Source organism: Pseudoteredinibacter isoporae (assembly GCF_040372805.1).
Lineage (GTDB): Bacteria > Pseudomonadota > Gammaproteobacteria > Pseudomonadales > Cellvibrionaceae > Pseudoteredinibacter > Pseudoteredinibacter isoporae_A.
The window spans coordinates 138,053-162,639 of record NZ_BAABWJ010000007.1 but is presented as its reverse complement, the minus strand read 5'-3'; the positions used below and the strand labels follow the sequence as shown (position 1 = coordinate 162,639).

At 50.3% G+C, this 24,587-nt stretch carries 20 protein-coding genes; 8 read left to right on the top strand and 12 right to left on the bottom strand.

All coding sequences use genetic code 11. The features are described 5' to 3' along the window. Positions 1 to 4 precede the first annotated feature (4 nt). The 4 genes from ABWW03_RS14555 to miaB form a co-directional block, all read right to left on the bottom strand. Positions 5 to 862 (bottom strand): HlyC/CorC family transporter, encoded by an 858-nt coding sequence (locus tag ABWW03_RS14555; RefSeq protein ID WP_353409355.1) that lies wholly within the window; start codon positions 860 to 862, stop codon positions 5 to 7. A 137-nt stretch (positions 863 to 999) separates the two neighbouring features. Then, on the bottom strand, positions 1,000 to 1,464 hold the full coding sequence (ybeY, locus tag ABWW03_RS14550; protein WP_353409353.1) for an rRNA maturation RNase YbeY: 465 nt from the start codon (positions 1,462 to 1,464) through the stop codon (positions 1,000 to 1,002). Continuing rightward, the gene (locus ABWW03_RS14545) at positions 1,457 to 2,449 is read right to left on the bottom strand and encodes a PhoH family protein (RefSeq protein WP_353409492.1); all 993 of its coding nucleotides are present in this window, start codon (positions 2,447 to 2,449) and stop codon (positions 1,457 to 1,459) included. The genes ybeY and ABWW03_RS14545 overlap by 8 nt, the downstream gene beginning before the upstream one ends. A gap of 295 nt (positions 2,450 to 2,744) precedes the next feature. Further along, positions 2,745 to 4,145 carry a tRNA (N6-isopentenyl adenosine(37)-C2)-methylthiotransferase MiaB gene (gene miaB, locus ABWW03_RS14540; RefSeq protein WP_353409351.1) on the bottom strand — a complete coding sequence of 467 codons (1,401 nt, stop codon included), beginning with the start codon at positions 4,143 to 4,145 and terminating at the stop codon, positions 2,745 to 2,747. Between the two features lie 199 nt (positions 4,146 to 4,344). On the opposite strand from miaB, the gene ABWW03_RS14535 reads away from it, so the two are divergent. The 3 genes from ABWW03_RS14535 to ABWW03_RS14525 all read left to right on the top strand — a co-directional run bounded on the left by ABWW03_RS14535 (position 4,345) and on the right by ABWW03_RS14525 (position 9,534). Continuing rightward, the gene (locus ABWW03_RS14535; protein WP_353409349.1) at positions 4,345 to 4,677 is read left to right on the top strand and encodes a DUF1820 family protein; all 333 of its coding nucleotides are present in this window, start codon (positions 4,345 to 4,347) and stop codon (positions 4,675 to 4,677) included. Positions 4,678 to 4,679: 2 nt separating this feature from the next. After that, entirely contained in the window at positions 4,680 to 5,468 is a 789-nt protein-coding gene (locus ABWW03_RS14530) for an alpha/beta fold hydrolase (protein ID WP_353409347.1), read from the top strand. A gap of 541 nt (positions 5,469 to 6,009) precedes the next feature. Next, positions 6,010 to 9,534 (top strand): PAS domain-containing hybrid sensor histidine kinase/response regulator, encoded by a 3,525-nt coding sequence (locus tag ABWW03_RS14525; RefSeq protein WP_353409345.1) that lies wholly within the window; start codon positions 6,010 to 6,012, stop codon positions 9,532 to 9,534. A gap of 12 nt (positions 9,535 to 9,546) precedes the next feature. Here the strand turns inward: ABWW03_RS14525 and ABWW03_RS14520 are convergent, their stop codons facing one another. The 3 genes from ABWW03_RS14520 to acs form a co-directional block, all read right to left on the bottom strand. Continuing rightward, positions 9,547 to 10,341 (bottom strand): response regulator, encoded by a 795-nt coding sequence (locus ABWW03_RS14520; RefSeq protein ID WP_353409343.1) that lies wholly within the window; start codon positions 10,339 to 10,341, stop codon positions 9,547 to 9,549. A 309-nt stretch (positions 10,342 to 10,650) separates the two neighbouring features. After that, positions 10,651 to 11,334, bottom strand: coding sequence for a response regulator transcription factor (locus ABWW03_RS14515; protein ID WP_353409341.1), 684 nt, complete (start codon positions 11,332 to 11,334; stop codon positions 10,651 to 10,653). Positions 11,335 to 11,674: 340 nt separating this feature from the next. Next, positions 11,675 to 13,624 carry an acetate--CoA ligase gene (acs, locus tag ABWW03_RS14510; protein ID WP_353409339.1) on the bottom strand — a complete coding sequence of 650 codons (1,950 nt, stop codon included), beginning with the start codon at positions 13,622 to 13,624 and terminating at the stop codon, positions 11,675 to 11,677. Between the two features lie 297 nt (positions 13,625 to 13,921). Between acs and ABWW03_RS14505 the strand changes: the two genes are divergently transcribed. The 5 genes from ABWW03_RS14505 (at position 13,922) to ABWW03_RS14485 (ending at position 20,116) form a co-directional block, all read left to right on the top strand. Then, positions 13,922 to 15,301, top strand: coding sequence for a DcaP family trimeric outer membrane transporter (locus ABWW03_RS14505; RefSeq protein WP_353409337.1), 1,380 nt, complete (start codon positions 13,922 to 13,924; stop codon positions 15,299 to 15,301). A gap of 122 nt (positions 15,302 to 15,423) precedes the next feature. After that, entirely contained in the window at positions 15,424 to 15,690 is a 267-nt protein-coding gene (locus tag ABWW03_RS14500) for a DUF4212 domain-containing protein (protein WP_353409334.1), read from the top strand. 4 nt (positions 15,691 to 15,694) lie between these two features. Next, complete coding sequence (locus ABWW03_RS14495; protein ID WP_353409331.1) at positions 15,695 to 17,398, top strand: sodium:solute symporter family protein; 1,704 nt, start codon at positions 15,695 to 15,697, stop codon at positions 17,396 to 17,398. A gap of 205 nt (positions 17,399 to 17,603) precedes the next feature. After that, positions 17,604 to 19,478, top strand: coding sequence for a DUF294 nucleotidyltransferase-like domain-containing protein (locus ABWW03_RS14490; RefSeq protein WP_353409328.1), 1,875 nt, complete (start codon positions 17,604 to 17,606; stop codon positions 19,476 to 19,478). Beyond that, a complete protein-coding gene (locus ABWW03_RS14485; RefSeq protein ID WP_353409326.1) occupies positions 19,478 to 20,116 on the top strand; it encodes an exonuclease domain-containing protein in 639 nt (212 codons plus the stop codon). The genes ABWW03_RS14490 and ABWW03_RS14485 overlap by 1 nt, the downstream gene beginning before the upstream one ends. A gap of 45 nt (positions 20,117 to 20,161) precedes the next feature. On the opposite strand, the gene ABWW03_RS14480 is transcribed toward ABWW03_RS14485, so the two are convergent. The 5 genes from ABWW03_RS14480 to ABWW03_RS14460 form a co-directional block, all read right to left on the bottom strand. Continuing rightward, the gene (locus tag ABWW03_RS14480) at positions 20,162 to 20,440 is read right to left on the bottom strand and encodes an amidohydrolase family protein (protein ID WP_353409490.1); all 279 of its coding nucleotides are present in this window, start codon (positions 20,438 to 20,440) and stop codon (positions 20,162 to 20,164) included. After that, complete coding sequence (locus tag ABWW03_RS14475; protein ID WP_353409324.1) at positions 20,424 to 21,848, bottom strand: pyridoxal phosphate-dependent decarboxylase family protein; 1,425 nt, start codon at positions 21,846 to 21,848, stop codon at positions 20,424 to 20,426. The genes ABWW03_RS14480 and ABWW03_RS14475 overlap by 17 nt, the downstream gene beginning before the upstream one ends. 241 nt (positions 21,849 to 22,089) lie before the next feature. Next, positions 22,090 to 22,551, bottom strand: coding sequence for a YccF domain-containing protein (locus ABWW03_RS14470; protein ID WP_353409321.1), 462 nt, complete (start codon positions 22,549 to 22,551; stop codon positions 22,090 to 22,092). Positions 22,552 to 22,660: 109 nt separating this feature from the next. After that, positions 22,661 to 23,137, bottom strand: coding sequence for a methylated-DNA--[protein]-cysteine S-methyltransferase (locus ABWW03_RS14465; RefSeq protein WP_353409318.1), 477 nt, complete (start codon positions 23,135 to 23,137; stop codon positions 22,661 to 22,663). Then, a complete protein-coding gene (locus ABWW03_RS14460) occupies positions 23,134 to 24,540 on the bottom strand; it encodes a DNA-3-methyladenine glycosylase 2 family protein (RefSeq protein ID WP_353409316.1) in 1,407 nt (468 codons plus the stop codon). The genes ABWW03_RS14465 and ABWW03_RS14460 overlap by 4 nt, the downstream gene beginning before the upstream one ends. Between the last annotated feature and the right edge of the window lie 47 nt (positions 24,541 to 24,587).

The following is a 24,587-nucleotide window of genomic DNA, read 5'->3' as shown; positions in this document are numbered from 1 at the left end:
CGACTCAGTTGTCTTTTCCGGGCACCGTCAGGCGCAGGAGGTGGATTTTACGGCTGTCGGAGTAGAGCACTTTAAACTGAAAGCCTTGAATCTCAATCTGTTCATTGCGGCTTGGCAAGTGCCCAAAGGCCTGCATAACAATGCCGCCGATGGTGTCGAAGTCGTCTTCGCTGAAGCCGGAATTAAATTGCTCATTAAAATCTTCAATAGGCGTCAAGGCTTTGACGATGTAATCACTGTCTGAAACCTGGCGGATGGAGGCTTCTTCTTCCTCTTCATCGGTCTCATCTTCGATTTCACCGACAATTTCTTCCAGCAAGTCTTCAATGGTGACCAGACCGGCTATACCACCGTACTCGTCAATGACCATAGCCATGTGGTAGCGGTTTTCACGGAACTCGCGCAACAGCACATTGAGGCGCTTACTTTCCGGTATAACAACGGCTGGACGAATAATTTTGGATAGATCGAAGTCTTCGGTTCCCCCCAAAATCAGGGGCAGAAGGTCTTTGGCAAGAAGGATGCCTTTGATGTCATCAATGGATTCGCCAATAACGGGAAAGCGGGAGTGTCCGGATTCGATGACTTTGGGCAGTAATTCCGAGGGGCTGTCCTCGATGTTCAGTACGACCATTTGCGGGCGCGGAATCAGCACCTCACGAACTTGTTGATCGGCTACATCCAGGGCGCCTTCAATAATACTCAGGGCTTCTTCATCGAGAAGTTCGCGTTCGGCGGCTTCTTTGATGATGGCCAGCAGCTCCTCACGGGAGTTGGGTTCGCTGGAAAAGTTGCTAAAAAAGCGATCCAACCAGGATTTCTCCTGGCCATTTGGCTGGCTACTCGACGGGTCTTCGCTCATGGCGAATATGGCTCCTCTATTTTTTGGGGCGACTATTCTAGCACTGGCTTTTACTGGAAAACCATGCTTTTTGCTGTGCTATTAGTCCGTGGTCTCTCGACAACCGGGGTCTTAAATACCGCCGGCCGTTTAATCAATTAGTCTACGTCGTCTGGATAGGGTTCCGAATAGCCTAATGCTGTCATCAGCTGGCTTTCCAGAGCTTCCATTTCCTCAGCGTCCTGGTCCTCAATATGGTCGTAACCAATCAGGTGCAGACAGCCATGTATTGCCATATGGGCCCAGTGGGCCTCAAGGGCTTTGTTTTGTTCTTGGGCTTCGCGCTCAACCACGGACGCACAGATGACCAAGTCACCGAGTAAGGGCAGTTCCAGCTCGGGTGGCAAATCCGCAGGGAAGGACAGCACATTGGTGGGTTTGTCCTTGCCGCGATATTGATGGTTCAGATTCTGACTTTCGGATTCATCGACAATGCGAATGCTCAGTTCGGCTTGATCTCGGTATTGTTGGAGCGCTGCACCTATCCAGCGTTGAAACTCAGCCTCACTGGGGGTGTCGTTTCGTCCAGAAACATCCTCAAGATCGATGTGCAGCTCACTCACCGCGAGTCTTCTCCTGCTGTTCATCGAAATCGTCATAGGCTTCAACTATGCGCTGTACCAGCGGATGACGAACAACGTCCTTGGAGTTGAAGAAGGTGAAGCTGATGCCATTCACACCCTCAAGCACTTCAATCGCATGACGCAGACCTGATGCAATGCCACGAGGTAAATCGATTTGGCTTGGGTCGCCGTTAATCACGGCGGTTGAACCGAAACCGATGCGAGTCAAAAACATTTTCATTTGCTCGCGAGTGGTGTTCTGACTTTCATCGAGAATGACAAAGGCGTTGTTCAGTGTACGACCACGCATATACGCCAGTGGTGCAACCTCAATGACATTGCGCTCAATCAGTTTGTCGACAGTTTCAAAACCCAGCATTTCATACAAAGCGTCATACAGTGGACGCAGGTAAGGATCAACCTTTTGAGACAAATCACCGGGCAGGAAGCCCAGTTTTTCACCTGCCTCAACCGCCGGGCGTACGAGAAGAATGCGTTCGATCTCGTCTTTTAATAACGCTTCAACAGCACAGGCAACGGCGAGGTAGGTCTTGCCGGTACCGGCTGGACCAATGCCAAAATTAATGTCGTTTGTCTGCACGGCGCGGACATATTTTTGCTGATTTTTACCGCGAGGTTTTACGGTGCACTTTTTCGTGCGAATCAGGGTAAGCGGTGTTTCAACTTTGCTGTGATTGGCCGTTTGTTCGGCCACGGGGGCATCTGACATATGTTCTTCTACACTGTTGTCTTGCAAGGCAAGATGAATTTCGTCCGGAGTCAGTTCTTCTTTTTCAGTAATGGCATAGAGCTGCTGCAGAATTTTAGCTGCGGCAAGGGTTTTTCCGCGTTGACCAATAAAACTGAATTGATTGCCGCGATTTCGAATTTCGATGCCAAGGCGTTCTTCAATTTGTCGCAGGTGACGATCGAATTGGCCGTTCAGGCTGGCCAATCGGCGGCTATCGGCAGGCTCCAGTGTAATACGGTGGTTGGCACTGGACTTTGCTTTGGAGGGCGCAGCACGTGGTGGGACAGCAGTTTTGTCTTTGCGGTCGGGCTTCGTGCTCGTTAAATCTGTGTTAGTCAAAAGTGGTTCTTGTCTCTCAGTCGTTTCGATGGGCTCAGCTTACTGCAAAATACCATCAGGCGAAATATCGCTTATGTCCTAAAAAATGCGCTTTTATTGCGCTGGTTTATTAGCCGCCCGTTGTCTGTCGAGCGGCTCTCTTCTTACTATAGACGAGTCTTATGCAAGAAATGTGACTATTAAGGGAATATTATTGCTCGTCCAACTCACTGCTGATCAATGTTCCGCGCAATGAGTTGGGCAGGGCCTCTTCAATCAGAATGTCGGCAAATTTCCCAATCAGTTCGGCTTGTTCACAGCGGAAGTTCACCACACGGTTATTTTCGGTGCGACCAGCCAGTTGGCCTGGGTCTTTCTTGGAGTAACCACTCACCAAAACTCGTTCGACGTTACCGACCATTTTGCGACTGATGTCCATGGACTGCTGATTGATACGCTCCTGCAAAATTTTCAGGCGCTGTTTTTTAAGGGACTCATCGGTGTCATCGGGTAAATCGGCAGCCGGCGTTCCTGGGCGAGCGCTGTAAATGAAGGAGAAAGACATATCGAAATTCATGTCGCCAATCAGCTTCATTGTGGCTTCAAAATCGGTTTCTGTTTCACCGGGGAAGCCAATAATAAAGTCGGATGAAAAACAGATGTCCGGGCGAATGGCTTTCAAACGGCGCAGCTTGGATTTGTATTCCAGGCAGGTGTGGCCACGTTTCATTGCCATCAGAATACGATCGGAGCCACTTTGTACCGGCAGGTGCAGATGGCTGACGAGTTCAGGTACTTCACCGTAGACGTCAATCAGGCTATCGGAAAACTCAACCGGATGAGACGTGGTAAAACGAATGCGGTCAATGCCGTCTACTGCGGCAACATAGGTAATCAGCTCAGCCAGGTCGACAATTTCACCGGCTCCGTTGTCGCCGCGGTAGGCGTTGACGTTCTGACCAAGCAAATTGATTTCACGCACCCCTTGGGCTGCCAACGCGGCGACTTCGGCCATTACATCGTTGACTGGGCGGCTGACTTCTTCGCCGCGAGTGTAAGGCACCACACAGAAGGTGCAGTATTTGGAGCAGCCTTCCATAATCGATACAAACGCGCTGACGCCATCGGCCTCGGGCGTAGGCAGGTTGTCGAACTTTTCAATTTCAGGAAAGCTGATGTCGACCACAACCGCACCATTGTCGGCTTTGTGGGTCTCCATCATTTCCGGTAAACGGTGCAGGGTCTGCGGGCCGAAAATCAAATCCACGTAGGGGGCGCGTTTGGCGATCGCATCGCCTTCCTGACTGGCCACGCAGCCGCCAACACCAATGATTAAATCCGGGTTCTTTTCTTTGTACTGCTTCCAGCGGCCCAGTTGATGATAGAGCTTGTCCTGGGCTTTTTCACGAATTGAGCAAGTGTTTACCAACAAGACGTCCGCTTCGGCAGGGTCATCGGTGGTTTCCATCTGATGACTGTCGCCCAGCAAGTCGCGCATACGAGCCGAGTCATATTCATTCATCTGGCAGCCATGGGTCTGGATAAACAGCTTTTTAACACTGTTCTCAGAGGTGTCTGGGCTCATGGATTTGTTGGACTCGGTGGCTGACATATTTCTCTCAATTGCTTAAAAAACGCGCTAATCTGCGGGCGGAGCATTATAGCGGCAGAGAGGGGGAATGCCCAGTACCTAATTTGCCTGTCAGGGCGCTTGTTTTCTGGACTTTTGCCCCCATTTAATGGGCCATAGCCAATTGGCAATATCCCTGTTTTTTATGTCTCATTAGCTGAGACCTTTTTTTGAGAAAGTTATGGCCGAGCAGTCCTTTTACAAAGTTATTTTTTACAATCAGAGCCAGGTATATGAAGTGTATGCCAAGGCGATCTATCAGAGTGAGATGTACGGTTTTATCGAAGTTGAAGAATTCGTCTTTGGTGAGCGTAGCCAGCTGCTGGTCGACCCCGGTGAAGAAAAACTGAAAAACGAGTTTGCCTCGGTGAAACGTTCCTTTATCCCGATGCAGGCGGTAATCCGTATCGATGAAGTGGAGCAGCAGGGTACCGGTAAAGTAACCGATGTTGCTCCTGGGGATAAGATTGCCCATTTCCCAAGTATGCCCGGCAAACCGGCGCCAGCGGAATAACGATGTCTGAACGCTTGAATTACCGCATTGATGGTGACGACACACAGGCACCACGGGAAACGGTGGTGCTTATTCACGGCCTGTTTGGTTCCCTGGAAAACCTGGGTGCGATCGCGCGTGCCTTGGAGCCGGATTATCGTCTTGTCTCGGTGGATCTACCCAACCATGGCCGTTCACCTTGGCGGGACAAGCATTCGATGAGCTTGAAAGCAATGGCCACTCAGTTGCTGGACCTTCTGGATCATTTGGGTATTCAGCAATGTGCGCTATTAGGGCATTCACTGGGTGGGAAAGTTGCCATGGAGCTGGCGATGAACTGGCCTGAGCGAGTAAGCCGCCTGATCGTGGCGGATATTGCACCAGTGCAATACCCGCGCCGGCACGATGGCATATTTGCCGCCCTGCGTGCTTTACCTCTGGACCAACTCAAGGGGCGCCGCGACGCTGAACATTTTCTGCAGGACAAGATCGATGAAGCCGGGGTGCGCCAGTTTCTGTTGAAGAGTCTCTACAAGGATGAGTCAGGGCACTATCAGTGGCGTATGAATCTTGAAGGGCTTTATGACGCTTACGATGAATTTGTGGCAGCACCCAGTGCACTGAGCTATTCGGGCCCTTGTCTCTTCATCAAAGGAGAGCTTTCCGATTACGTTCTGGAGGCCCACACGGAAGCCGTCGTCTCACGTTTTCCAAAGGTGCAGCTGAAGGTGATGCAGGGTTGCACTCACTGGCTTCATGTCCAGAAGCCCGAGACCTTTGCCCGGCTGTGCATTAAGTTTTTAGCCTCCTGAGGAGCGTCGACTCGCTCCTTCCATTGTTGAGTCTCGATAGGCCGAAATGTAGGGCTTCTTGGCGGTCAATATCGCCCTGCAAAAGGTTTCAGATGACGGCCGTCACCGACTTAAGCAGCCTCGCCGGTAAGTGATTGCCTACTGAAGTCTCCCGTTTTTAATCCACAAGTGTCAAAAAAACCGTTGAATAACCCCTCCAAAATACAGGTGTTACGGTTTTACACTGTTAAAATAATGTAAGTCGTTGATTTTTATAATTTATAACGGGCTGTATAAAAAATATACAAAATGCTGCCAGCTCCGAAGGACCATGACTAGCTGTGGTTTTCACCCAACTTTTAACAAACTTATCCACAGAAGATGTGGGTAACTCAGTCTGTGGATGAAAAGTGATTCTATTGCCGAATCGGCAGGCAAATTGTCAATTTAAACGGCAATTAACGCGGCTAGCCGGCTGCGACCAATGTCTAATGGCTCTATCATTGTGTGTGTAACATGCTAAACCGTTTTTAAGTCAATATGCCTATGCTGCGGATGCCAAATGATTGACCAGCCGTTTCTTCTTCTGATAGCCCTGATTTACGTTGGCCTGTTGTTTCTTGTGGCTTGGTGGGCTGATCAATCTCAACAATGGTATAACCGCTATCGTCCGATGTTGTTCGCTCTGGCGTTGGGTGTGTATTGCAGTTCCTGGACGTTCTATGGCGCAGTGGGACAGTCCATGGAGAGTATGTGGAGCCACCTGCCTATTTACCTGGGGCCTATTCTGGTTTTCCTATTGGGGTATCGCTTTCTGAAAAAGCTCCTGCGGGTCGGGGAGTACCATAAGGTGACATCCATTGCCGATTTTATTGGCTCTCGTTATGGCAAATCTCAATGGCTCTCGGCGCTGGTGGCGATTTTGGCGATTGTGGGTTCCTTGCCTTATATCGCTCTTCAACTGCGAGCTGTCTCCATGGCTTGGGAGGTCTTGGGCAGCGATGGCCCCAGTGCTCAGCTGAATATCGACACGGCTCTGATTACGGCTCTGTTGATGGGCCTGTTCGCGGTTCTGTTTGGCACACGGCACTTGGAAGGTCGAGAGCGTAACCGAGGCGTGATGGCCGCCGTTGCCCTCGAATCGATCGTAAAGCTCGTGGCATTTGTGGTGGTGGCCATGGCGGCGGTGAGTATCTTATGGGTTCATATGGAAGACCGCAGCTGGCCTCAACTCATTCAGAGTTCTGGAATGGGCAGTCGTCCAGGCATGGCCAGTTTTATAACTCAGACACTGTTAGCGGCGATTGCCATTGTGTGTTTACCCCGACAATTCCATATGGCAGTAGTGGAATATCAAGAACCTCGAGATCTGCGCAAAGCGCGTTTTATTGCACCGGTATATGTGGGTTTGTTTGCATTGCTGGTGGTGCCCATTGTGCTGGCCGGGCATTTACTGGGTGCTGAGGCGGCGGGTGACACACTGGTGTTGAGTTTGCCCAGTAGTCAGGGTTATACCGCCGTATCGATTTTGGCGTTTATCGGTGGATTCTCCGCCGCAACGGGTATGGTGATTGTGGCGGCGGTGACATTGGCCGTGATGATTTCCAATGAGTTGGTTGCGCCGCTGTGGCTGCGCATCAATCGAGACCGCTCCTTATCGGTGGCGTCATTGAGTAATCATCTGCGTTTGATTCGGCGTCTCAGTATTTTTGCATTGCTTATCTTGAGCTGGTTGGTGCACAAGTCGATCTCTTCAATGGAAGGCCTGGCACCCATCGGCCTATTGTCTTTTGCGGCGGCCGCTCAGTTTGCGCCAGCGCTGATTGCCGGTTTGTATTGGCGAAAGGCGCATCGCTTGGGGGTGTTGATTGGTTTGGTGGCGGGCTACAGCCTTTGGTTGTATTGCCTGGTATTGCCTGCGTTAGCACCGGAGCACAGTATCGTTCAACAAGGGCCCTGGGCCATGCAGTGGCTGCGGCCACAACATCTATTCGGAACGGAACAGTGGGACCCCTTGGCACATGGTGTGTTTTGGAGTTTGGGAATCAATGTCCTGTCCATGCTGTTGGTGTCCAGATTCAGCAAGCTGAGCCACAAGGACGCCCAGCAAGCTCGTTTGTTTATCGATAAGTTAAATGAGGAAAGTGTTGGGGAATCGCTGGCCCTAACCGAGGTTCATATGGGGCAAGTGCAGAGCTTGTTGGAACCTTTGGTTGGGCGCGAACGTATGCAGGAGTATTGGCGCTTGTTTGAACACCGAAGCGGTCAGCGCCTGATGGTGGATGATTTTGCTCCGCAGTTTGTGCTTCAGGAAGTGGAAGGTGTGATGGCGAGTATTCTTGGGGCCGCTACCGCTCAGCGATCCATGAAACTCCTGAGTCGGGATCGTCCATTGAAGCTGCAGGACTTTGCTGAGCTGGTGGATAACGCATCGCAACAATTGCGCTTTAACCAGGATCTGCTTCAAACCACCGTTGAAACGGTCAGCCAGGGCATCAGTGTTGTCGATGCCGATTTGCGATTGGTTGCCTGGAATGAGCATTACGCCAAATTGTTTGATTATCCGGAGCGAACGTTATACATCGGTTGCCCAGTTGAAAACTTGTATCGTATTAATGCCGAACGAGGAATGTACGGCAGTGATTCGAGCAATCGCGAGCAAGACATTGCCCGACGTTTAGATTTATTGCGACATGGCAGTGCACATCGGTTCGAGCGACAGTTGCCTAATGGTGTTGTGGTGGATGTTCGCGGTACCCCCATGCCCAATGGCGGGTTTGTGACAACCTATACGGACATCAGTGATTTCAAAGCGGTTGTACATGCGCTTGAAGAAACCACGGCCAGTTTGGAACAGCGGGTTGCGCAGCGTACTCAGGAATTATCCATCAGTAACGAGGAGCTGGCCGCAGAAAACAAGCGCCGGGCCGATGCTGAGCAGCGCTTATGGGAGCAACACAACGACAAGACCCGTTTCCTTGCACATACCAGTCACGATCTGTTGCAACCCATTAATGCAGCGCGCTTATTTGCCGCCAGTGTTCAGGAGAAACTGCAACTAAGACGCTGGCACGAGGTGGCCGAAGATATTGCGAATATCGATTCGGCGTTGGCCTCGGCAGAAGATCTGATTGGTGCATTGCGCGAAATTTCTAAACTGGATGCGGGTGAGCTGACGGCAAAAAAAGAAGCGTTTGCTTTGGACGATTTATTGCAACCGTTGGCCGCAGAATTCGCGGTGGAAGCGGGGCGTGCAGGCTTGGCTTTTCACTATCAAAGTTGCTCGGCTTGGGTGTCCAGTGATGCTCATTTATTGCGACGAATCCTGCAAAACTTTTTAAGCAATGCTTTGCGTTACACGGAAAGTGGAACGGTTATGCTCGGCTGTCGCCGTCGTTCAGAGGGCATTGAAATTCAAGTTTGGGATACCGGGCCAGGAATCGAACGCCATGAGCAACGCCGTATCTTTGAGGAATTTGTTCGCCTTGGCGGCAGTCGCAAAAAGGCCGATAAAGGCTTGGGTTTGGGCCTGGCCATATCCAAACGCAGCGCAGATATTTTGGCGCACCCCATCCTGTTGACCTCGGAAACCGGGAAGGGAACTGTGTTTTCTATTCGGGTGCCGCAGGTGCAAGCCCAAACCAAAAAAGCGCCGGTGAATATGAATGCTCAGGCCGGAGCGGATCTCAGCCAGGCGAGAATTCTGTGTGTAGATAATGAAGCGTCAATTCTGCAAGGGATGCGAGGTTTGTTGGAAACCTGGGGCTGTACTGTCTGGGGCGCTGTGGATATCAAACAGGCTGAAACCATTTATCTGCAGGAGCAGCCGGATTTTATTATCGCGGATTATCATCTGGATAATGAAGAGACCGGCATTCAATTGATCGATCGTCTGGCAGAGCTGGACGATGGCGAGCGGGAAGAGCTCGCCGGCATCGTCATCAGTGCCGACAATTCAGAAACGCTTAAAGATGCGGCGACAAGCCGAGGGTTTTATTATCTGTCCAAGCCGGTGAAGCCTGCGGCATTGCGCAGTTTAATACGACGTCTATGCCGTAAAAAACTGCATGGCAATACGGCCATGTAAGCGGGCCTCTGCTTAGTGTTCCAACAGTTGGTACAGCAAATGACGCACTGTTTCCGGTTCAAACGGTTTGTCACACAGAGCGTTCACGCCAGAATCTTCAATCTGTTGGAGATGGGTTTCATTCGCTTCTGAAGAAACCATCAAAACCGGGATATGGGATTGATCACTTTGGGTTCGGATGTACTCGGTCAATTCGCGGCCGTTTACATTGGGCATGTTGTAATCCGTCACAACCAGATCAAACATACTCTCATGCAGCACATCAATGGCCTCACGGCCGTCGGCCGCATAACTGATGCGTTGAACGCCCAGCGTCCCCAAGACCTTGGCAATGTATTTACGAGCCAGTGCGCTGTCATCCACGACGAGTACACGCAGCTCAGTGACGTCAAAGAGTTCGAGCTCCAGCTCTTCGCAGTTGATTAAATCGACAGTCGCGTTCAGCGCTTTGCCGAGATGCTCCCGGCTGAAGGGTTTCGGCAGAATAGCGACAACGCCGGATTGTTTGAACTCCTCCAACTGTTCTTTACGCCATTCGCTGGATACCAGCATGAAAGGCGTGTCCCCAAAGGCACTGTCCGCCCGGATGGATTTCAACAGATCCAAACCGGTACCATCACTGAAATACATGGCGCTGGCAATCAAGTCAGGGTGTTGACCCTGCAGCATGTCATAGGCCTCTGTCACGGAAGACGCAATGCTGACATTGGTAACGTCTTCGGTCTCTAACTGGGAGCGAATAATCTTCTGTTGAGTGGCGGATGGCTCGACCAGGAGGAGCGAGAGATCAGAAGGTGCAAAATCCATAAAATTAACCTTGGTGATTAAAGCCTACTATTCAAGGGCTGTTTCTGCGTATCAATTGACCATTTATCGGCGAATTATCGAAAATCTTAAATAAACGAAATGATCATCGCTTATTCAATATAGTCTGAGATTGAGGATTATGTTGCCCGGGTTTTCTGGTGTGATTGTTGTGGCGGAATTGTCACTTTATTCCTTGGTAGATACAGGTGTCGTTTCGGCGAAATGAGGCGATTGTGGCGATACGGAAAGTTGTGATTGAGTCAGCCGCGTTACGGGTTCGGGGTGGCGAAGATGACCTCTACCGGGCCTCTATGGCCCGGTCTCACTGTGTGCTGGGGGGCAGCTGTCCAACTGTGGTGGGCTTAAGTTGAGCTGGTTCATGGCAAGCACGGCCTGGGTGCGAGAATGCACCCCGAGCTTTCGAAAGATGGCCGTCAGGTGAGCCTTGACCGTGGCTTCGGTGACATCCATTTCATACGCGATTTGCTTATTGAGTAAACCATCGGCCAGCATATTCGCCACTCGAAACTGTTGCGGCGTAAAGCTCGCCACGACTTCGGCAATGGCTGCTTTGTCATCGTTATCCACCTGGTCAGCCGGTGGGAGATTCGCGGGCAGCCAAATGTCGCCTTGCAGGACCTGCTCAATGGCAGAGCCAATCATTTCTGGGGGAGATGATTTCGGCAGAAAACCGGCGGCACCGTAGTCAATGGCCTGATGAATAATGCTGGCTTGTTCATTGGCGGACACCACCATAACCGGAATGTGGGGATACTGCCCGTTGATGAAAATCAATCCGCTAAAACCGCTGGCGCCGGGCATATGCAAATCGAGCAGCAATAGATCGGCGTCATTGTTTTCCTGTACCTGTTTTTGCAAAGACTCGACATCTTCCGCCTGGACGATATCGGCCATCTTAAAATGTTGTTCCAAAGCCTGTACAAGAGCCCCACGAAACAACGGGTGATCGTCTGCCACGATAAATTTTGGCATGTTTGTTCCCCTCACTTTTATCACTTGTCGTGATAAACCGACTGTAGTTTAAAATTGTTTTTGTTGTTATTCGTTTCTAGGTTTTCGTTGTTAGGTCTTTATCGTTTTAAATTAAGCGAATTGGACAAATAAACCGATTGCCATCTTCTTTAATTAGGATACCTTAAGTTGCTAGGTGCGTCTGCTTTTTGAAGGACGGTGGATGCCCGGCCAATTCATTATTATTTTATGGTGTTTCGAGTGTTTCGAGTGTTTCGAGAGAGCCTTCATGTTGACAGCCTCTCTTCAATTCATTTAATCGATTGTCAACGGTCTGTGTTTGACAATACGTGATAAAGCCCTATGCTAGGGCTTTATGTTCGGCAATCAAGTCGTCCACTACATGAGGGTCGGCGAGTGTTGAAGTGTCCCCCAACTGATCGTATTCTTCACAGGCGATTTTCCGCAGCACCCTTCGCATAATTTTTCCAGAGCGTGTTTTGGGTAATCCGGGCGCCCATTGAATGGCTTCAGGTGTCGCAATTGGGCCAATCTCCTGACGTACCCAGTTGCGTAACGCTTTGCGCAGGTCTTCGGTGGCTTCCACGTCGGCGGCCAGCGTGGCGTAAACATAAATCCCTTGGCCTTTAATGTCGTGGGGGATACCCACTACTGCAGCTTCCGCTACCGCCTTATGAGCAACCAGAGCACTTTCAATTTCCGCTGTCCCCATGCGATGACCGGCAACGTTTAAGACATCGTCCATTCGACCAGTGATCCAGTAGTACCCGTCCTCATCACGTTTGGCACCGTCACTGCTGAAGTAACAGTTGTCAAAGGTGCTGAAATAGGTATCTATAAAACGTTGGTGGTCGCCGTATATAGTGCGCATTTGCGATGGCCAGCTGTCCTTGATGACCAAGCTGCCTTCTCCGGCACCGTGAATCTCATTGCCGTCGTTATCCATCAGTGCAGGCTGAACACCAAAGAAAGGGCGCGTGGCTGAACCTGGTTTCAAATCGGTGGCGCCAGGCATCGGGGTGATCATCATGCCGCCGGTTTCGGTTTGCCACCAAGTATCCAGAATGGGCGCGCTGTTGTTGCCAAACTTATCGTGAAACCAGCGCCAAGCTTCAGGGTTAATCGGCTCGCCCGCGGTCGCCAGAATACGAATACAGCTGAGATCTGTGCCTTCGACAGCTGCGTCGCCATCGGCCATCAATGCACGAATAGCGGTTGGCGCGGTGTAGACGATATTGATCTGGTGTTTTTCAATCAAACGAGCCATGCGCCCGCAATCAGGAAAGTTGGGCACCCCTTCGTACATCACTATGGTGGCAGCGTTACACAAAGGGCCGTATACCGCATAGCTGTGGCCGGTAATCCAACCGATGTCGGCCATGCACCAGTAGATATCACCTACTTTATAGTCAAATACCGTTTCGTGACTCAGCGACACATAGGTAAGGTAACCACCTGTGGTGTGTAACACCCCTTTGGGTTTACCCGTCGAGCCGGAGGTATAAAGAATAAACAATGGATCTTCCGCGTTCATTGTCTGCGCGGGGCAATCGGAAGACTGCGCTTTGAGTAATTCGGACAGGTCGACATCGCGTTCTTCGTGCCAGTCAATCGCGCCACCCGTGTGACGGAGCACTATAATGTTTTCTACGTCACTGTGTTGGCAGTGGTCCAACGCGCGATCGACGTTGTGTTTCAACGGGACAGATTTACCACCACGTTTGCCTTCATCAGCGGTGATCACAATGCGAGAGCGGCCATCATCAATACGACCTGCAATGGCTTCAGGAGAAAAGCCCGCAAACACTACAGAGTGAACCGCACCAATACGTGCACACGCGAGCATGGCCATGGTAATTAATGGCACCATGGGCAGATAGAGAGTAACGACATCGCCTTTTTTAACGCCCATGGCTTGCAAGCCATTGGCGAGCTTGCAAACCTCTTCGTGCAGTTGGGCGTAGGTATATTGAACCGTTTCAGCACCTTCCTCATCCGGCTCCCAGATCAGGGCCAACTGATCGGCGCGTTCGGGCAAGTGCCTGTCCAGGCAGTTTTCACAGGCGTTCAGTTCACCATCTTCAAACCAACGAATGTGCAAATCGTCTTTTGCGAAGGAGACATCTTTGACTTTGCTGAAGGACTTTCGCCATTGCAGACGCTGGGCCTGTTCAGACCAAAAAGAGTCGGGTGATTCGATAGAGCGCTGATACATGTCCAGATAACGCTCATTATTGATCAGGGCTTGCTCGCGGTATGTTTCCCCGACGGCGATTCGTTCACGGCTCATAGTTATTATCTCACTGATGTCTCGTAAAAAGACGTGTACGTATTCTACTTATTGGATTCTCCGATTTTCCTTCAAAGCGCTTGCTATTCACCATTAGACATAGGTCGAGATTGGTCGTTTTTGAGTGTATGTCGACAATGCTGTGCCGACTTTAGTCTAAGGCGTTCACTAGGTTTTTATCGACATTAGTCGAAGATCGCTGCAATTTAGACTAAAGGACAATACTCGAACTGCACTCTGGCTCTGACAATGACATCAGCTTCACTTGCTAGAAGTCATTCTGAGGAGACCTGTTCGATGTTTAAAAAAAATAATGAACGAAAAAAATCCTGGCCACTCATGTTGGCCAGCGTCGCAGCAATCAGCCTAAGCACCCAATCCACACAGGCGGCGAGCAATGCCGATCTGGAACAACAAGTCGCTGAACTGCAATTGCAAGTCAAAATGCTGATGCAGCAAATGAAAAAAAACAAGGTGGCGGTACAAAACCTGGATTCCAAGGTGGCCAATGTACCTGCTCCAGTGAAAGGGTCGAAAGGCAAGACCTTTGGTGGCGACCCGATGAACTTCCGTGTCGGCAATACCGATGTCAATATCGGCGGTTTCATTAAATTGGATATGAATTTTTCAGACTATTCCGATGGTGCTTCGGCGTTGGCGGGAATCGGCGAAGACTTTTTGGTGCCTTCCGTGATTCCTGTAGGTGGTGAAGGTGGTGACGTAAAGTTTCACGCTCACGCGAAAACCTCACGTTTTAATATCACCACTAAGACAAAAACCGATACCGGGCATGTTCGTACCTTTATGGAGTTTGATGCTATTGCCAGCGGCCAGGGTGATGAACGCATTTCCAACTCATCGGCAGAACGTTTGCGCCACGCCTTCATCGATTGGAATATTGATGGTAAAAACGCGATTCTGGCTGGCCAAACCTGGTCAACCTTCTTTAACGTAGGCACTTTGCCAGAGTCCCTGGATTTTGTTGGACCGGTCGGCACCATCTTTGAGCGCCAGCCACAGTTACGTTATACCCGAAAGCTTGACAGTGGTAGCTTTATGCTCGCAGCGGAAAACCCCGCCACCACTTTATATGGGGCCAGTGAAAACCCCTATGACGACAACAGCATTCCTGATTTGATTGCGCGTTACAACGGTAAGGCTGGCAAATTCAGTTACTCCCTTGCTGCCATGACTCGTGAACTGAAATACGACAACGGTTCGGCCAGTGCAGACGACCAGGGTTTTGCGGTGAGCTTATCGGGTAAATACACCATGACTCGTGATGAACTGCGTTTTATGGTGAATTACGGCGATGCGCTCGGCCGTTACATGGCCTTGAATGGCTTCCGGGCAGGTGCCATTCGTGAGGACGGCGATATTGAATTGATTGACGCCTGGGGTGGCTTCATTAACTGGAAGCATCACTGGAATAATCAGTGGCGCTCAAACCTGACCTTGTCGGCAGCCAGTGCAGACAATCCAAGTTACTTGGCGCCTACCACGGCTTCGGATTACACCAGTATTCATGCCAATTTACTGTACTCTCCGGTTAAGCGCCTGACGCTGGGTGGCGAGTATATTTATGCGACCAAAGAACTTGAAAATACAGGCAATGTGTTGGCGGATGATAAGGGTTCTTTGAAGCGCCTACTGCTGTCTGTTAAGTACGCGTTTTAAGCAGCGGATTTCAATAGACCAATGTCTAGATCCGATTTGACCCGGGCTTTGTTACATTGCCAGGGTCAGATCAAAACCGGTAAACAATAAATGCCCGAGCGGGCAATAAAGGGGGAAGCGTTATGGCTTTTGAAAGTGGTGATATGGCGAAAGCCTATTGGTCGGAAAACATCCGGCTCATGCTGATTTTGCTATCAGTGTGGTTCGTAGTCTCGTTCGGGTGCGGAATTCTGTTTGTCGAGCAGCTCAACGCGATTCGTGTGGGCGGCTTTAAGCTCGGCTTCTGGTTTGCCCAGCAAGGCTCCATTTATGTGTTCGTGTGCTTGATCTTTATCTACGTCTGGTTGATGAACAAGCTCGATGCTAAATACGGCGTGAGAGAGGACTAAGACTATGAGTATTCAAGTGTTAACCATGATCATTGTCGGTGCCAGCTTCGCACTGTACATCGGTATTGCGATTTGGGCCCGAGCGGGTTCAACCAAAGAGTTCTATGTCGCCGGTGGTGGTGTACATCCGGTGGCCAACGGTATGGCAACGGCCGCGGACTGGATGAGCGCAGCCTCGTTTATTTCGATGGCCGGTATCATTTCTTTCATCGGTTATGATGGCTCGGTTTATCTGATGGGCTGGACCGGTGGCTATGTGCTTCTCGCACTGTGTTTGGCGCCGTATCTGCGTAAATTTGGTAAGTTCACCGTGCCGGACTTTATCGGTGATCGCTATTACTCTCAGATGGCGCGCCGCGTTGCGGTGTTGTGTGCGATCTTTGTGTCCTTCACCTATATTGCCGGTCAAATGCGCGGTGTGGGTGTGGTGTTCTCTCGCTTCCTGGAGGTGGAAGTGACTACCGGTGTGATTCTCGGTGGTATTGTGGTGTTCTTCTACGCAGTCCTCGGTGGTATGAAGGGTATTACTTACACTCAGGTTGCCCAGTACTGCGTATTGATTTTTGCCTACACCGTGCCTGCTGTGTTCATCTCCATGTTAATGACGGGTAACCCAATTCCACAGTTAGGTTTTGGTGGGAAGGAAGCCGGTACCGAGATGTTTATTCTGGATAAACTGGATGGTTTGTCTCGGGAACTCGGATTTACTGAATACACCAGCGGATCGAAGTCCACGATTGATGTCTTCTTTATCACGGCGGCCTTGATGGTGGGTACGGCCGGTTTACCTCATGTTATCGTGCGCTTTTTCACCGTTCCGAAGGTTCGTGATGCGCGTAAGTCTGCGGGCTGGGCTCTTCTGTTTATTGCGTTCCTATACACCACAGCGCCAGCGGTAGCGACATTCGCTCGAGTGAATATGGTGAATACCATTAACGGTCCAGAGGCGACGGGTACCGAATACGCGAAAGCACCAAGCTGGATCAAGAACTGGGAACGTACTGGTCTGATCAGCTGGGAGGACAAAAACAATGACGGCAAGATGTTCTACTCAGGTGATGAGCGTAATGAGATGAAAGTCGATCGAGACATCATCGTATTGGCGAACCCTGAGATTGCCGACCTGCCAGCGTGGGTGATTGCGTTGGTTGCTGCTGGTGGTATTGCTGCTGCGTTGTCGACATCGGCGGGTTTGCTGTTGGTGATATCGACATCGATATCCCATGACTTGTTAAAACGGGATTTGGCACCCGATATCAGTGATAAGAAGGAGTTAATGTTTGCCCGGATTGCGGCCGCCACAGCCATTGTCCTATCGGGTCTACTCGGAATCTATCCGCCTGGTTTCGTGGCCCAGGTAGTGGCCTTCGCCTTCGGATTGGCCGCAGCGTCCTTCTTCCCGGCGATCATTTTGGGTATCTTCACCAAATCGATGAATAAGGAAGGCGCTATTGCCGGTATGGTAACGGGTGTACTGTTTACTACGGCTTACATTGTGTACTTCAAGTTTGTGGATCCCTCGGCGAACAACGCAGAGCACTGGTGGTTCGGTGTATCGCCAGAAGGTATTGGTACTCTGGGCATGATGCTGAACTTTGTGGTCTCGATTGTGGTGAGTCGTATGACGCCATCGACTCCGTTAGAAGTGCAAGAGCTGGTTGAAAGCATTCGATTCCCGAAAGGCGCAGGCGTTGCTCACGACCATTAATGTTGTAAGGCAGTCGGGGTACGCCTCGGCTGCTTATTTTCTGCGTAATTTTTATGCTTATTTGAGGTATCGCAATACAGTAAATTGACTGTCGGTCACAATTTATTATGCGAATGTACGGTTCCCAACCGCACTTTGGCAACTTACTCTTCCCCCAAACCGACTAGAGTAAGTTGCTTTTTTTGTTTCAGGGCAAGGAGTCGATATGAGTGAAGACAGCTCAATTGAAGTGCAGGAAATGGCGCAATTTCTACTGGAATGCGTACCCTTCGATCATTTGGAAGAGGCGCTGCTGCAACGCGCCGCAAAAGCGGTAAAAATTGCTTATCACCGTCAAGGCACTGCGCCGAATTTATTTCAAGAAGAAAGCCCTCAGTTATTCATTGTACGCAGCGGCGCTTTCGAGATTCGCGATGAAAATAATGAGCTGGTGGACCAGGTAGACGCGGGTGGCTATTTTGGTTTTCCATCGTTGCTGACTGGGCATAAGGTAACGAATCATTGTGTTGTTTTGGAAGATGGATTGCTGTATCAAATTGATGATGCGACCTTCCAAAGTTTACGGCGAGAAAATCGCATATTTGATCGCTTCTTTAACCAGGCTCATGCCAAACGCCTGCGCCAGGCGGTGCGTTTTAAAGAGCGCAATTCCCAGCTGACCGAAACCGTGGCTGATGTCATCAGTCGCGCGCCTATCACCATTCATACTGAGGCCTCTGTGCAAGAGGCGGCACAGAAAATGACCGAAGAGCGGGTGTCCAGTTTGTTGGTGGTGGCCGACGCGGGCCTGTGTGGTGTGTTGACGGACAGGGATTTACGTTCTCGTGTGGTAGCGGAGGGATTGAGTTTTGATGTGCTGGTCGCTGAGGTGATGACAACGAATCCGATTACTGTGGCCCACGATGCGATGTTGTTTGAAGCCCTAATGATCATGTCGACCCACAATATTCATCATCTCCCTGTGGTGGATCACGACGTGTCTGGGAAGGGGCAAATCAAAGGTATCCTGACAGCCACTGATGTGATTAAACACCAGCGCTCAGAGCCGGTCTATTTGATTGGTGAAGCCAGTCGCGTTAAGGATCGTGCCGGCCTGGTGCAGATTGCCAAGGACATTCCCACATTGCTGCGCAATATGATTGCACGGGATGCGCGCGCAGAGGAGGTGGGGCGAGTTGTCACCACCGTCACGGATGCGATTACCCGGCAACTGATACATCAGGCAATAGAACAGTTGGGGGAACCGCCGGTCCCATTCGCCTGGTTAGCATTTGGTTCCCAAGGACGACAGGAACAATCCGCGAAATCAGATCAAGATAATGGTCTGCTTTTGTCCAATAGCGTGAAACCTGAACACGACGCTTACTTTAAAGCGCTGGCCAGTTACGTTTGTGATGGTTTGAACGAGTGTGGTTATGTGTATTGCCCCGGCGATATTATGGCCACCACGGATCGCTGGCGTCAGCCTTTGGAGAAATGGCAGGCTTGTTTCTTTCGCTGGATCGACCAGCCCTCACCGAAAGCATTAATGCATTCGAGTATTTTTTTCGATATGCGAATGATCTATGGAGAAGAAAACTTATTTACGGAACTGCAGGACTCTGTGCTGGCGCGTTGCCAGGGGAACAGCATTTTCCTTGCCAGTTTGACTCATAACGCTCTGCAGTTAACGCCGCCACTGAGTTTCTTCAAAAAGTTTGTGTTAACCCGCGACGGTGAACATAAAAACACCTTCGACATGAAACTGCGTGGTGTGATGCCGGTTACGGATATCGCTCGAATTTACGCATTGGCCACGGGCTGCAAAGAAGTCAACACCTTGAAAAGGCTGCAGCAAATATCGCAGGGTAACATGCTGGCGCTCAAGGATGCGCGAGACCTTTGTGACGCTTATGAATTTATCTCGCACTTGCGTTTGGAACATCAGGGGCGGAGAATGGCTGCGGGTGAAAAACCCGATAATCACCTCAGTCCGGAGGATGTCTCCAGCTTGTCTCGCCATCAGTTAAAAGATGCATTTGATGTCGTGAGTCGAAGTCAATCGGGTCTCAAACTGAAGTTCACTCGGGGCATGATGTAATGTTTCAATGGTTGAACCGACTTTCTTTGGGAAGAGGGCAGGACCGCTGGTTTGTGGAGGCTTTGAACAAAGATTTCAGAGCACTTGAGTTCCTGGCTCTGGATCTCGAATTGACCTCTTTAGATCCTCAGAACGGCGATATTCTCAGTATTGGGTACGTGCCCATTATCGAGGGCTTTATTTGTCCTGGCGAAGGCCGCCATTGTTTGATCAGCGAGCATTCCGGTGTCGGTGACAGTGCCATCATTCATGGCATTCGAGATTGTGATACAGATGGCGGCCACACCATGGGCGATGCTCTGGCTGAACTGCATGAGGCTCGGCAGGGCCGGGTGTTGCTGCTTCACCACGCCAGCCTGGATCTCGCCTTTCTGGCCAAACACCACACTTGTTACCGCAAACTGCTCGCGGCCGATACCATGCGTATCGAATACCAGCGTCGCCATCGCCAAGGGCAGCCACTCGCGAATTCACTGCGCCTGAATCAGTGTCGAGAGCGCTATCACTTGCCTACCTATAAAGCCCACAACGCCTTGACCGACGCCTTGGCAACGGCGGAGCTGTTTCTGGCTCAAATGAGTTATATGGGAGGAGACGACAAAATGACCCTCGCCGAGATCTTGAGTTTGAGTCGATAAGGTAGGTGGCAATGCCTACCCCGCCAAATAATCTTCAAGTGACGATCATTTGAAAGACGCTTTCAATAATTTCTCTCGGTCAACTACACGTCCTTGGTGAATGACTTGATGGATTTTCTGTGTGTTTAAAATGTTGTCGATAGGTGATGCATCCAGTACCACAAAGCTGGCCTTTGAACCTTTGGTGAACCCGTAATCTAGGCCTAAAAATTTACTGGCTTCCGTTGTTGCTGAAGCCAAGGCCTGCCAGGAATCCATACCGGCCTGAGTCAATTTGTAAAGTTCCCTATGTGCTCGTTGTCGAGGGTTATTCCGATAAGACAGGCATGCTCATTTGTGGTTCCATGGAGAGATCCCTTGCAGAAACAAATGCGTCGACACAGCGCGAGATATCTTCTTTGGTTGTTGCCCATGAACAAACACTGATGCGAATAACCGGTTTCCCATGCCACGATCCTCCACCCACCCAGCATTCTCGGGATGCTTGTATGTTTTCAATGACTTGGGCGGTAAGGGTTTCGTCATCGAATCCTACGAGTATCTGGTTGAAAACAACGTCATTGAGTACGGTAAAACCTTCGGCTTTAAGTTCCTCTGCAAATTGTGTCGCTCGTTGATGTAATCCGTAAACCAGTTCATCAACACCTGATTTACCCAGGTATTTCAGGGTAGCCCAGAGTTCAACGACACGAGCACGACGTGACATTTCAGGGGTATACATCATACCGTCACGTTTTTCGTTGTAGAGAATGTAAGCTCCGGACGCTTGCAAGGCTTTCACTAATGCTTCCTGATCACCGCATAGAATGACGCCATTATCGTAGGGCGTATTCAGAGTTTTATGGCCATCGACAGAGAAGGAGTTCGCATCTTCCATACCCTGAGTGAGATGATTCAGCTTCTCGGTTGCGGCGGCCCACAAGCCGAAGGCGCCATCAATGTGTACCCAACTGCCTGCGTCTTTGGCTTTTTTGCAAATCGTCGAAAAATCGTCAAACGCACCTGAATTGACATTTCCAGCCTGAAGAATCAATAGGGTGCGATCATCAAGGACTGGTATTTCCTCGGTTTTTATTCGGCCTTGTTCATCACAATCTACCCATTGGATATTGTCGATACCAAAACCGAGTAGAGCCGCCGCTTTAACGACGGTACCGTGCGCATGACGTCCGGCAACAATGCGAATTTCCGGGGCACCGTAAAATCCCTGTGTATTGATATCCCAGTTCAAGTTCTTGAACAGTCGGTATCTTCCTGCGGCAAGACCACATAAAATCGCCATTGAACTGCCACTTACAAAGCCCGCTACAATATTGTCAGGTAAGCCAAGCAACTGTCTTAGCCATTGTTCGGTGATCTGCTCAAGGTGAGAAACAATAGGCGACGTCACGTACAGGGGGGTGTTTTGATCCCAGAAATCCGATAGCCATCGTGCGGCCAATGCCGCGGGCACTACGCCGCCGTTGACCAGACCAAAGTAACGCCCGCCGATTTGCGCTACCGTGTTAGGCGAACCAATATGGTGAAGATCTTCGAGCAGTAATTCCGCGTCTGTTGGTGTTTCCGGCAATTCGCTATTCAGTTTTTCAAGGCGATTCAAGGCATCTTCTGTTGGATAAACTTCTCGGTTTCGGATGGTGTCTGAATATTCGTAAGCGTACTGACGTGCTTGCTCAAATATGCGCTTGTTTTTCATCTCCTGAAACATTTGATCGCGAATGGATGTTGGCACGGTCTTCTCCCCCTGTTGTTCGAACGTTTGATGTGTCTTGAAGAATACTATGTCAGTGAGAAATAAGGTGACAGGTACAGTTTCGAATGAACCGTCGGCACTGTATTGCTCTGTCAACCGGAACAGTGATCAGTGCACTTTTACATTCTTGGCGGAGTGTGTCGATTACCTGTTTCAGTCCTCTGAAAACAACAAACGCCCCAAAAGGAGCGTTTGTTTGATCGGCAGAGTTGAAGAATGACTACGACCGTAATGCATCCACTTTCGCTGCGGCGTTCTTGGCTTTCGCGGCCGCAGCCACTTCATAGCTAACGACTGACTTTCCAATCGGGGCTAAAGAGATGCCGGCAAACTTAATGTGCTGGATGGCGAATGGGATACCGATAATGGTCAGTGCATAGCAGACAGCGACACACACATGAGCAATGGCCAACCAGATGCCCGCCAGGAAGAACCAGATAATATTACCCAGGGTGCCGAACGGACTGGTGCCTATGTCTTCGCGTCCATTTAATTCTTCGCGGTCGATGGCGTCACTGCCAAACGGCCAGAAACTGAACAGAGCAATGTTAAAACAGGCTCGGCCCCAGGGGATGCCGACGATGGAAATAAAGCAGAGCAGGCTGATAAACATCCATACCAGGCCGGCGACAATACCGCCACCCAACAGTAACCATAGAATATTCAACACTAAACGTAACATTGCTTTCCCTCATTAGTTTGTCTTACTACTTTAGACGTCATTGTCCTAGATTCAGGGGCAGATGTTAACGTTTCTTGATAAAAATGGCCGGTGGCGGGCCAATAGGCGACTAAATCATTAAGTAGCCTTCGTGGCGAAGCAACCATTCTTTCATATCGAGCCCCCCAGCAAAGCCCGTCAGAGCGCCGTTGCTGCCGATCACGCGATGGCAGGGCACAATAATGGGAAGTGGGTTACGGCCGTTGGCGGCGCCTACGGCTCGGACTGCTTTGGGTTTATCCAGTAAGTTGGCGATATCGGCGTAACTTCGACATTCCCCAAACGGAATGGCTTTGAGTTGCTGCCAGACGGATTGCTGAAATTCGGTACCTTTAACACTGATGGTCAAATGGAAGCTCTGGCGTTTGCCTTGAAAGTACTCGTCCAATTGTTGTTTGGCCTGCTGAGTGTGGGCATTGCTTTTTTCTTGCGCACCGTGTTCAGGTGCATAAAGCAGTGCGCAAACGCCATCGTCATCGGCGCAAATTTGCAAGCAGCCTACGGGTGTGTCAATAAATTCTAGGAAGGGGTAGCGGCTTGTACTCATTGCAGTTGCTCCCAAAGTTGTAATGTTAGATAACTGCGCCAGGGTTTAGCGGCATCGCAGTCAATATGAATTCCGTGTTGGGACAGCCCTTTTTTAACGCCCAGGTCACCATCCAGTAGAATATCGGGTTGGCTCTGACCGCGCATCGCGGCGTAATTCACGGTCCAGGGACCAATGCCTTTCAGTGCCAGCCATTCTTCCGTATTAAAATGCGATGGTAAATGCTGGCTATAGTAGTGGGCAAAGTTTTTCAGACATTGCTTACGAGCGCCGGGCATCTTAAAGACATCAAAATCGCTTGCGGCCAGGGTTTTTGGCTTTGGAAAATACAGCTGTTCATTTTTGTATTCACCGTAATGTGCCAATAGGTTTTCCATGTGTTGTTTGGCGGCTTGCACGGAAATCTGTTGTCCGAGAATGGCGCGAATACCGGCTTCATAAGCGTCCCAGGTACCCGGTAGTCTCAAACCTTCACACAGCGTGAGTTGTGGGCAGGCTTTTTGGAGTTGCTGTTCAATCAGTTGGCTGTTGGCATCCAAATCCAGCAGGCGTCGTATATTGGCGATTACCGCGCGCAGATCGGCGAGTTGATCAATTTCGAGTTTTAACAGAAAGCCGTTTTTTTCAGGTTGGTGGTAGACGGTAAATTTTCCGTGGCTGCTGTGCTCGCCACCCTGCCAATGGAAGCTTCGCCCATAACTTTGATCGTCAAGCCATTCCAATTTGTTCAAATAACGTTTGCTCAGAAAGCGATGAAATTGTTCCCAGTTGTAAGGTGGACGGTAGTAGAGCGGCAGTTCAATGAGGTTTTCAGCGTGTTTTTGCTTCGCTTGTTTTCGCAATGAGGACGGTGTTTGCCCAGCGTACTTTTTAAATTGTTCGTTGAATTGTCGTACGCTGCCGAAGCCGCTGGCGAGGGCGATATCGGTAATGCTCAGCTGACTGTTTTGCACCAACTGCTTGGCAAAGTCGCAACGCTTTAGTTGTGCGTAATGCTGGGGCGATAAACCGATATGTTGCTGGAACAGTTTACGCAAATAGCGATCGCTCATGCCCAAGCGCTCCGCTAACTGAGGCATGGCCTGTTCATCAAGTACGCCATCATCGATTAAGGACATGGCACGGCTGACGCTGCTGTGCGTACCTCGCCAGGCGGCTGAGCCTGGACTGGCATCCGGGCGGCAGCGAAAGCAGGGGCGAAAGCCATTGGCCTGTGCCTGCCAAGCGTGTTCATAGTAGTCGACGTTTTTCTCTTTGGCGGCAGGTGCCGGGCAAATAGGTCGACAGTAGATGCCCGTGGTTTTCACCGCTACATAGAATAAGCCATCAAAGCGCGGATCCCGGCTTAGGCGGGCCTGGTGAAATTGCTCATTGTTGAAGTTGGCGGTCATGGCATGATCCATTGGCGTTTTCTGTATTGTACTGTTTGCCATCGGATTGACTAGCGGGA

Bases quoted from the DNA above. Each gene is read 5' to 3' on its own strand.
- ABWW03_RS14555 (WP_353409355.1), bottom strand. From the start codon at position 862: ATGAGCGAAGACCCGTCGAGTAGCCAGCCAAATGGCCAGGAGAAATCC.
- miaB (WP_353409351.1), bottom strand. From the start codon at position 4,145: ATGTCAGCCACCGAGTCCAACAAATCCATGAGCCCAGACACCTCTGAG.
- ABWW03_RS14535 (WP_353409349.1), top strand. From the start codon at position 4,345: ATGGCCGAGCAGTCCTTTTACAAAGTTATTTTTTACAATCAGAGCCAG.
- ABWW03_RS14530 (WP_353409347.1), top strand. From the start codon at position 4,680: ATGTCTGAACGCTTGAATTACCGCATTGATGGTGACGACACACAGGCA.
- ABWW03_RS14525 (WP_353409345.1), top strand. From the start codon at position 6,010: ATGATTGACCAGCCGTTTCTTCTTCTGATAGCCCTGATTTACGTTGGC.
- ABWW03_RS14520 (WP_353409343.1), bottom strand. From the start codon at position 10,341: ATGGATTTTGCACCTTCTGATCTCTCGCTCCTCCTGGTCGAGCCATCC.
- ABWW03_RS14515 (WP_353409341.1), bottom strand. From the start codon at position 11,334: ATGCCAAAATTTATCGTGGCAGACGATCACCCGTTGTTTCGTGGGGCT.
- acs (WP_353409339.1), bottom strand. From the start codon at position 13,624: ATGAGCCGTGAACGAATCGCCGTCGGGGAAACATACCGCGAGCAAGCC.
- ABWW03_RS14505 (WP_353409337.1), top strand. From the start codon at position 13,922: ATGTTTAAAAAAAATAATGAACGAAAAAAATCCTGGCCACTCATGTTG.
- ABWW03_RS14500 (WP_353409334.1), top strand. From the start codon at position 15,424: ATGGCTTTTGAAAGTGGTGATATGGCGAAAGCCTATTGGTCGGAAAAC.
- ABWW03_RS14495 (WP_353409331.1), top strand. From the start codon at position 15,695: ATGAGTATTCAAGTGTTAACCATGATCATTGTCGGTGCCAGCTTCGCA.
- ABWW03_RS14490 (WP_353409328.1), top strand. From the start codon at position 17,604: ATGAGTGAAGACAGCTCAATTGAAGTGCAGGAAATGGCGCAATTTCTA.
- ABWW03_RS14485 (WP_353409326.1), top strand. From the start codon at position 19,478: ATGTTTCAATGGTTGAACCGACTTTCTTTGGGAAGAGGGCAGGACCGC.
- ABWW03_RS14470 (WP_353409321.1), bottom strand. From the start codon at position 22,551: ATGTTACGTTTAGTGTTGAATATTCTATGGTTACTGTTGGGTGGCGGT.
- ABWW03_RS14465 (WP_353409318.1), bottom strand. From the start codon at position 23,137: ATGAGTACAAGCCGCTACCCCTTCCTAGAATTTATTGACACACCCGTA.
- ABWW03_RS14460 (WP_353409316.1), bottom strand. From the start codon at position 24,540: ATGGATCATGCCATGACCGCCAACTTCAACAATGAGCAATTTCACCAG.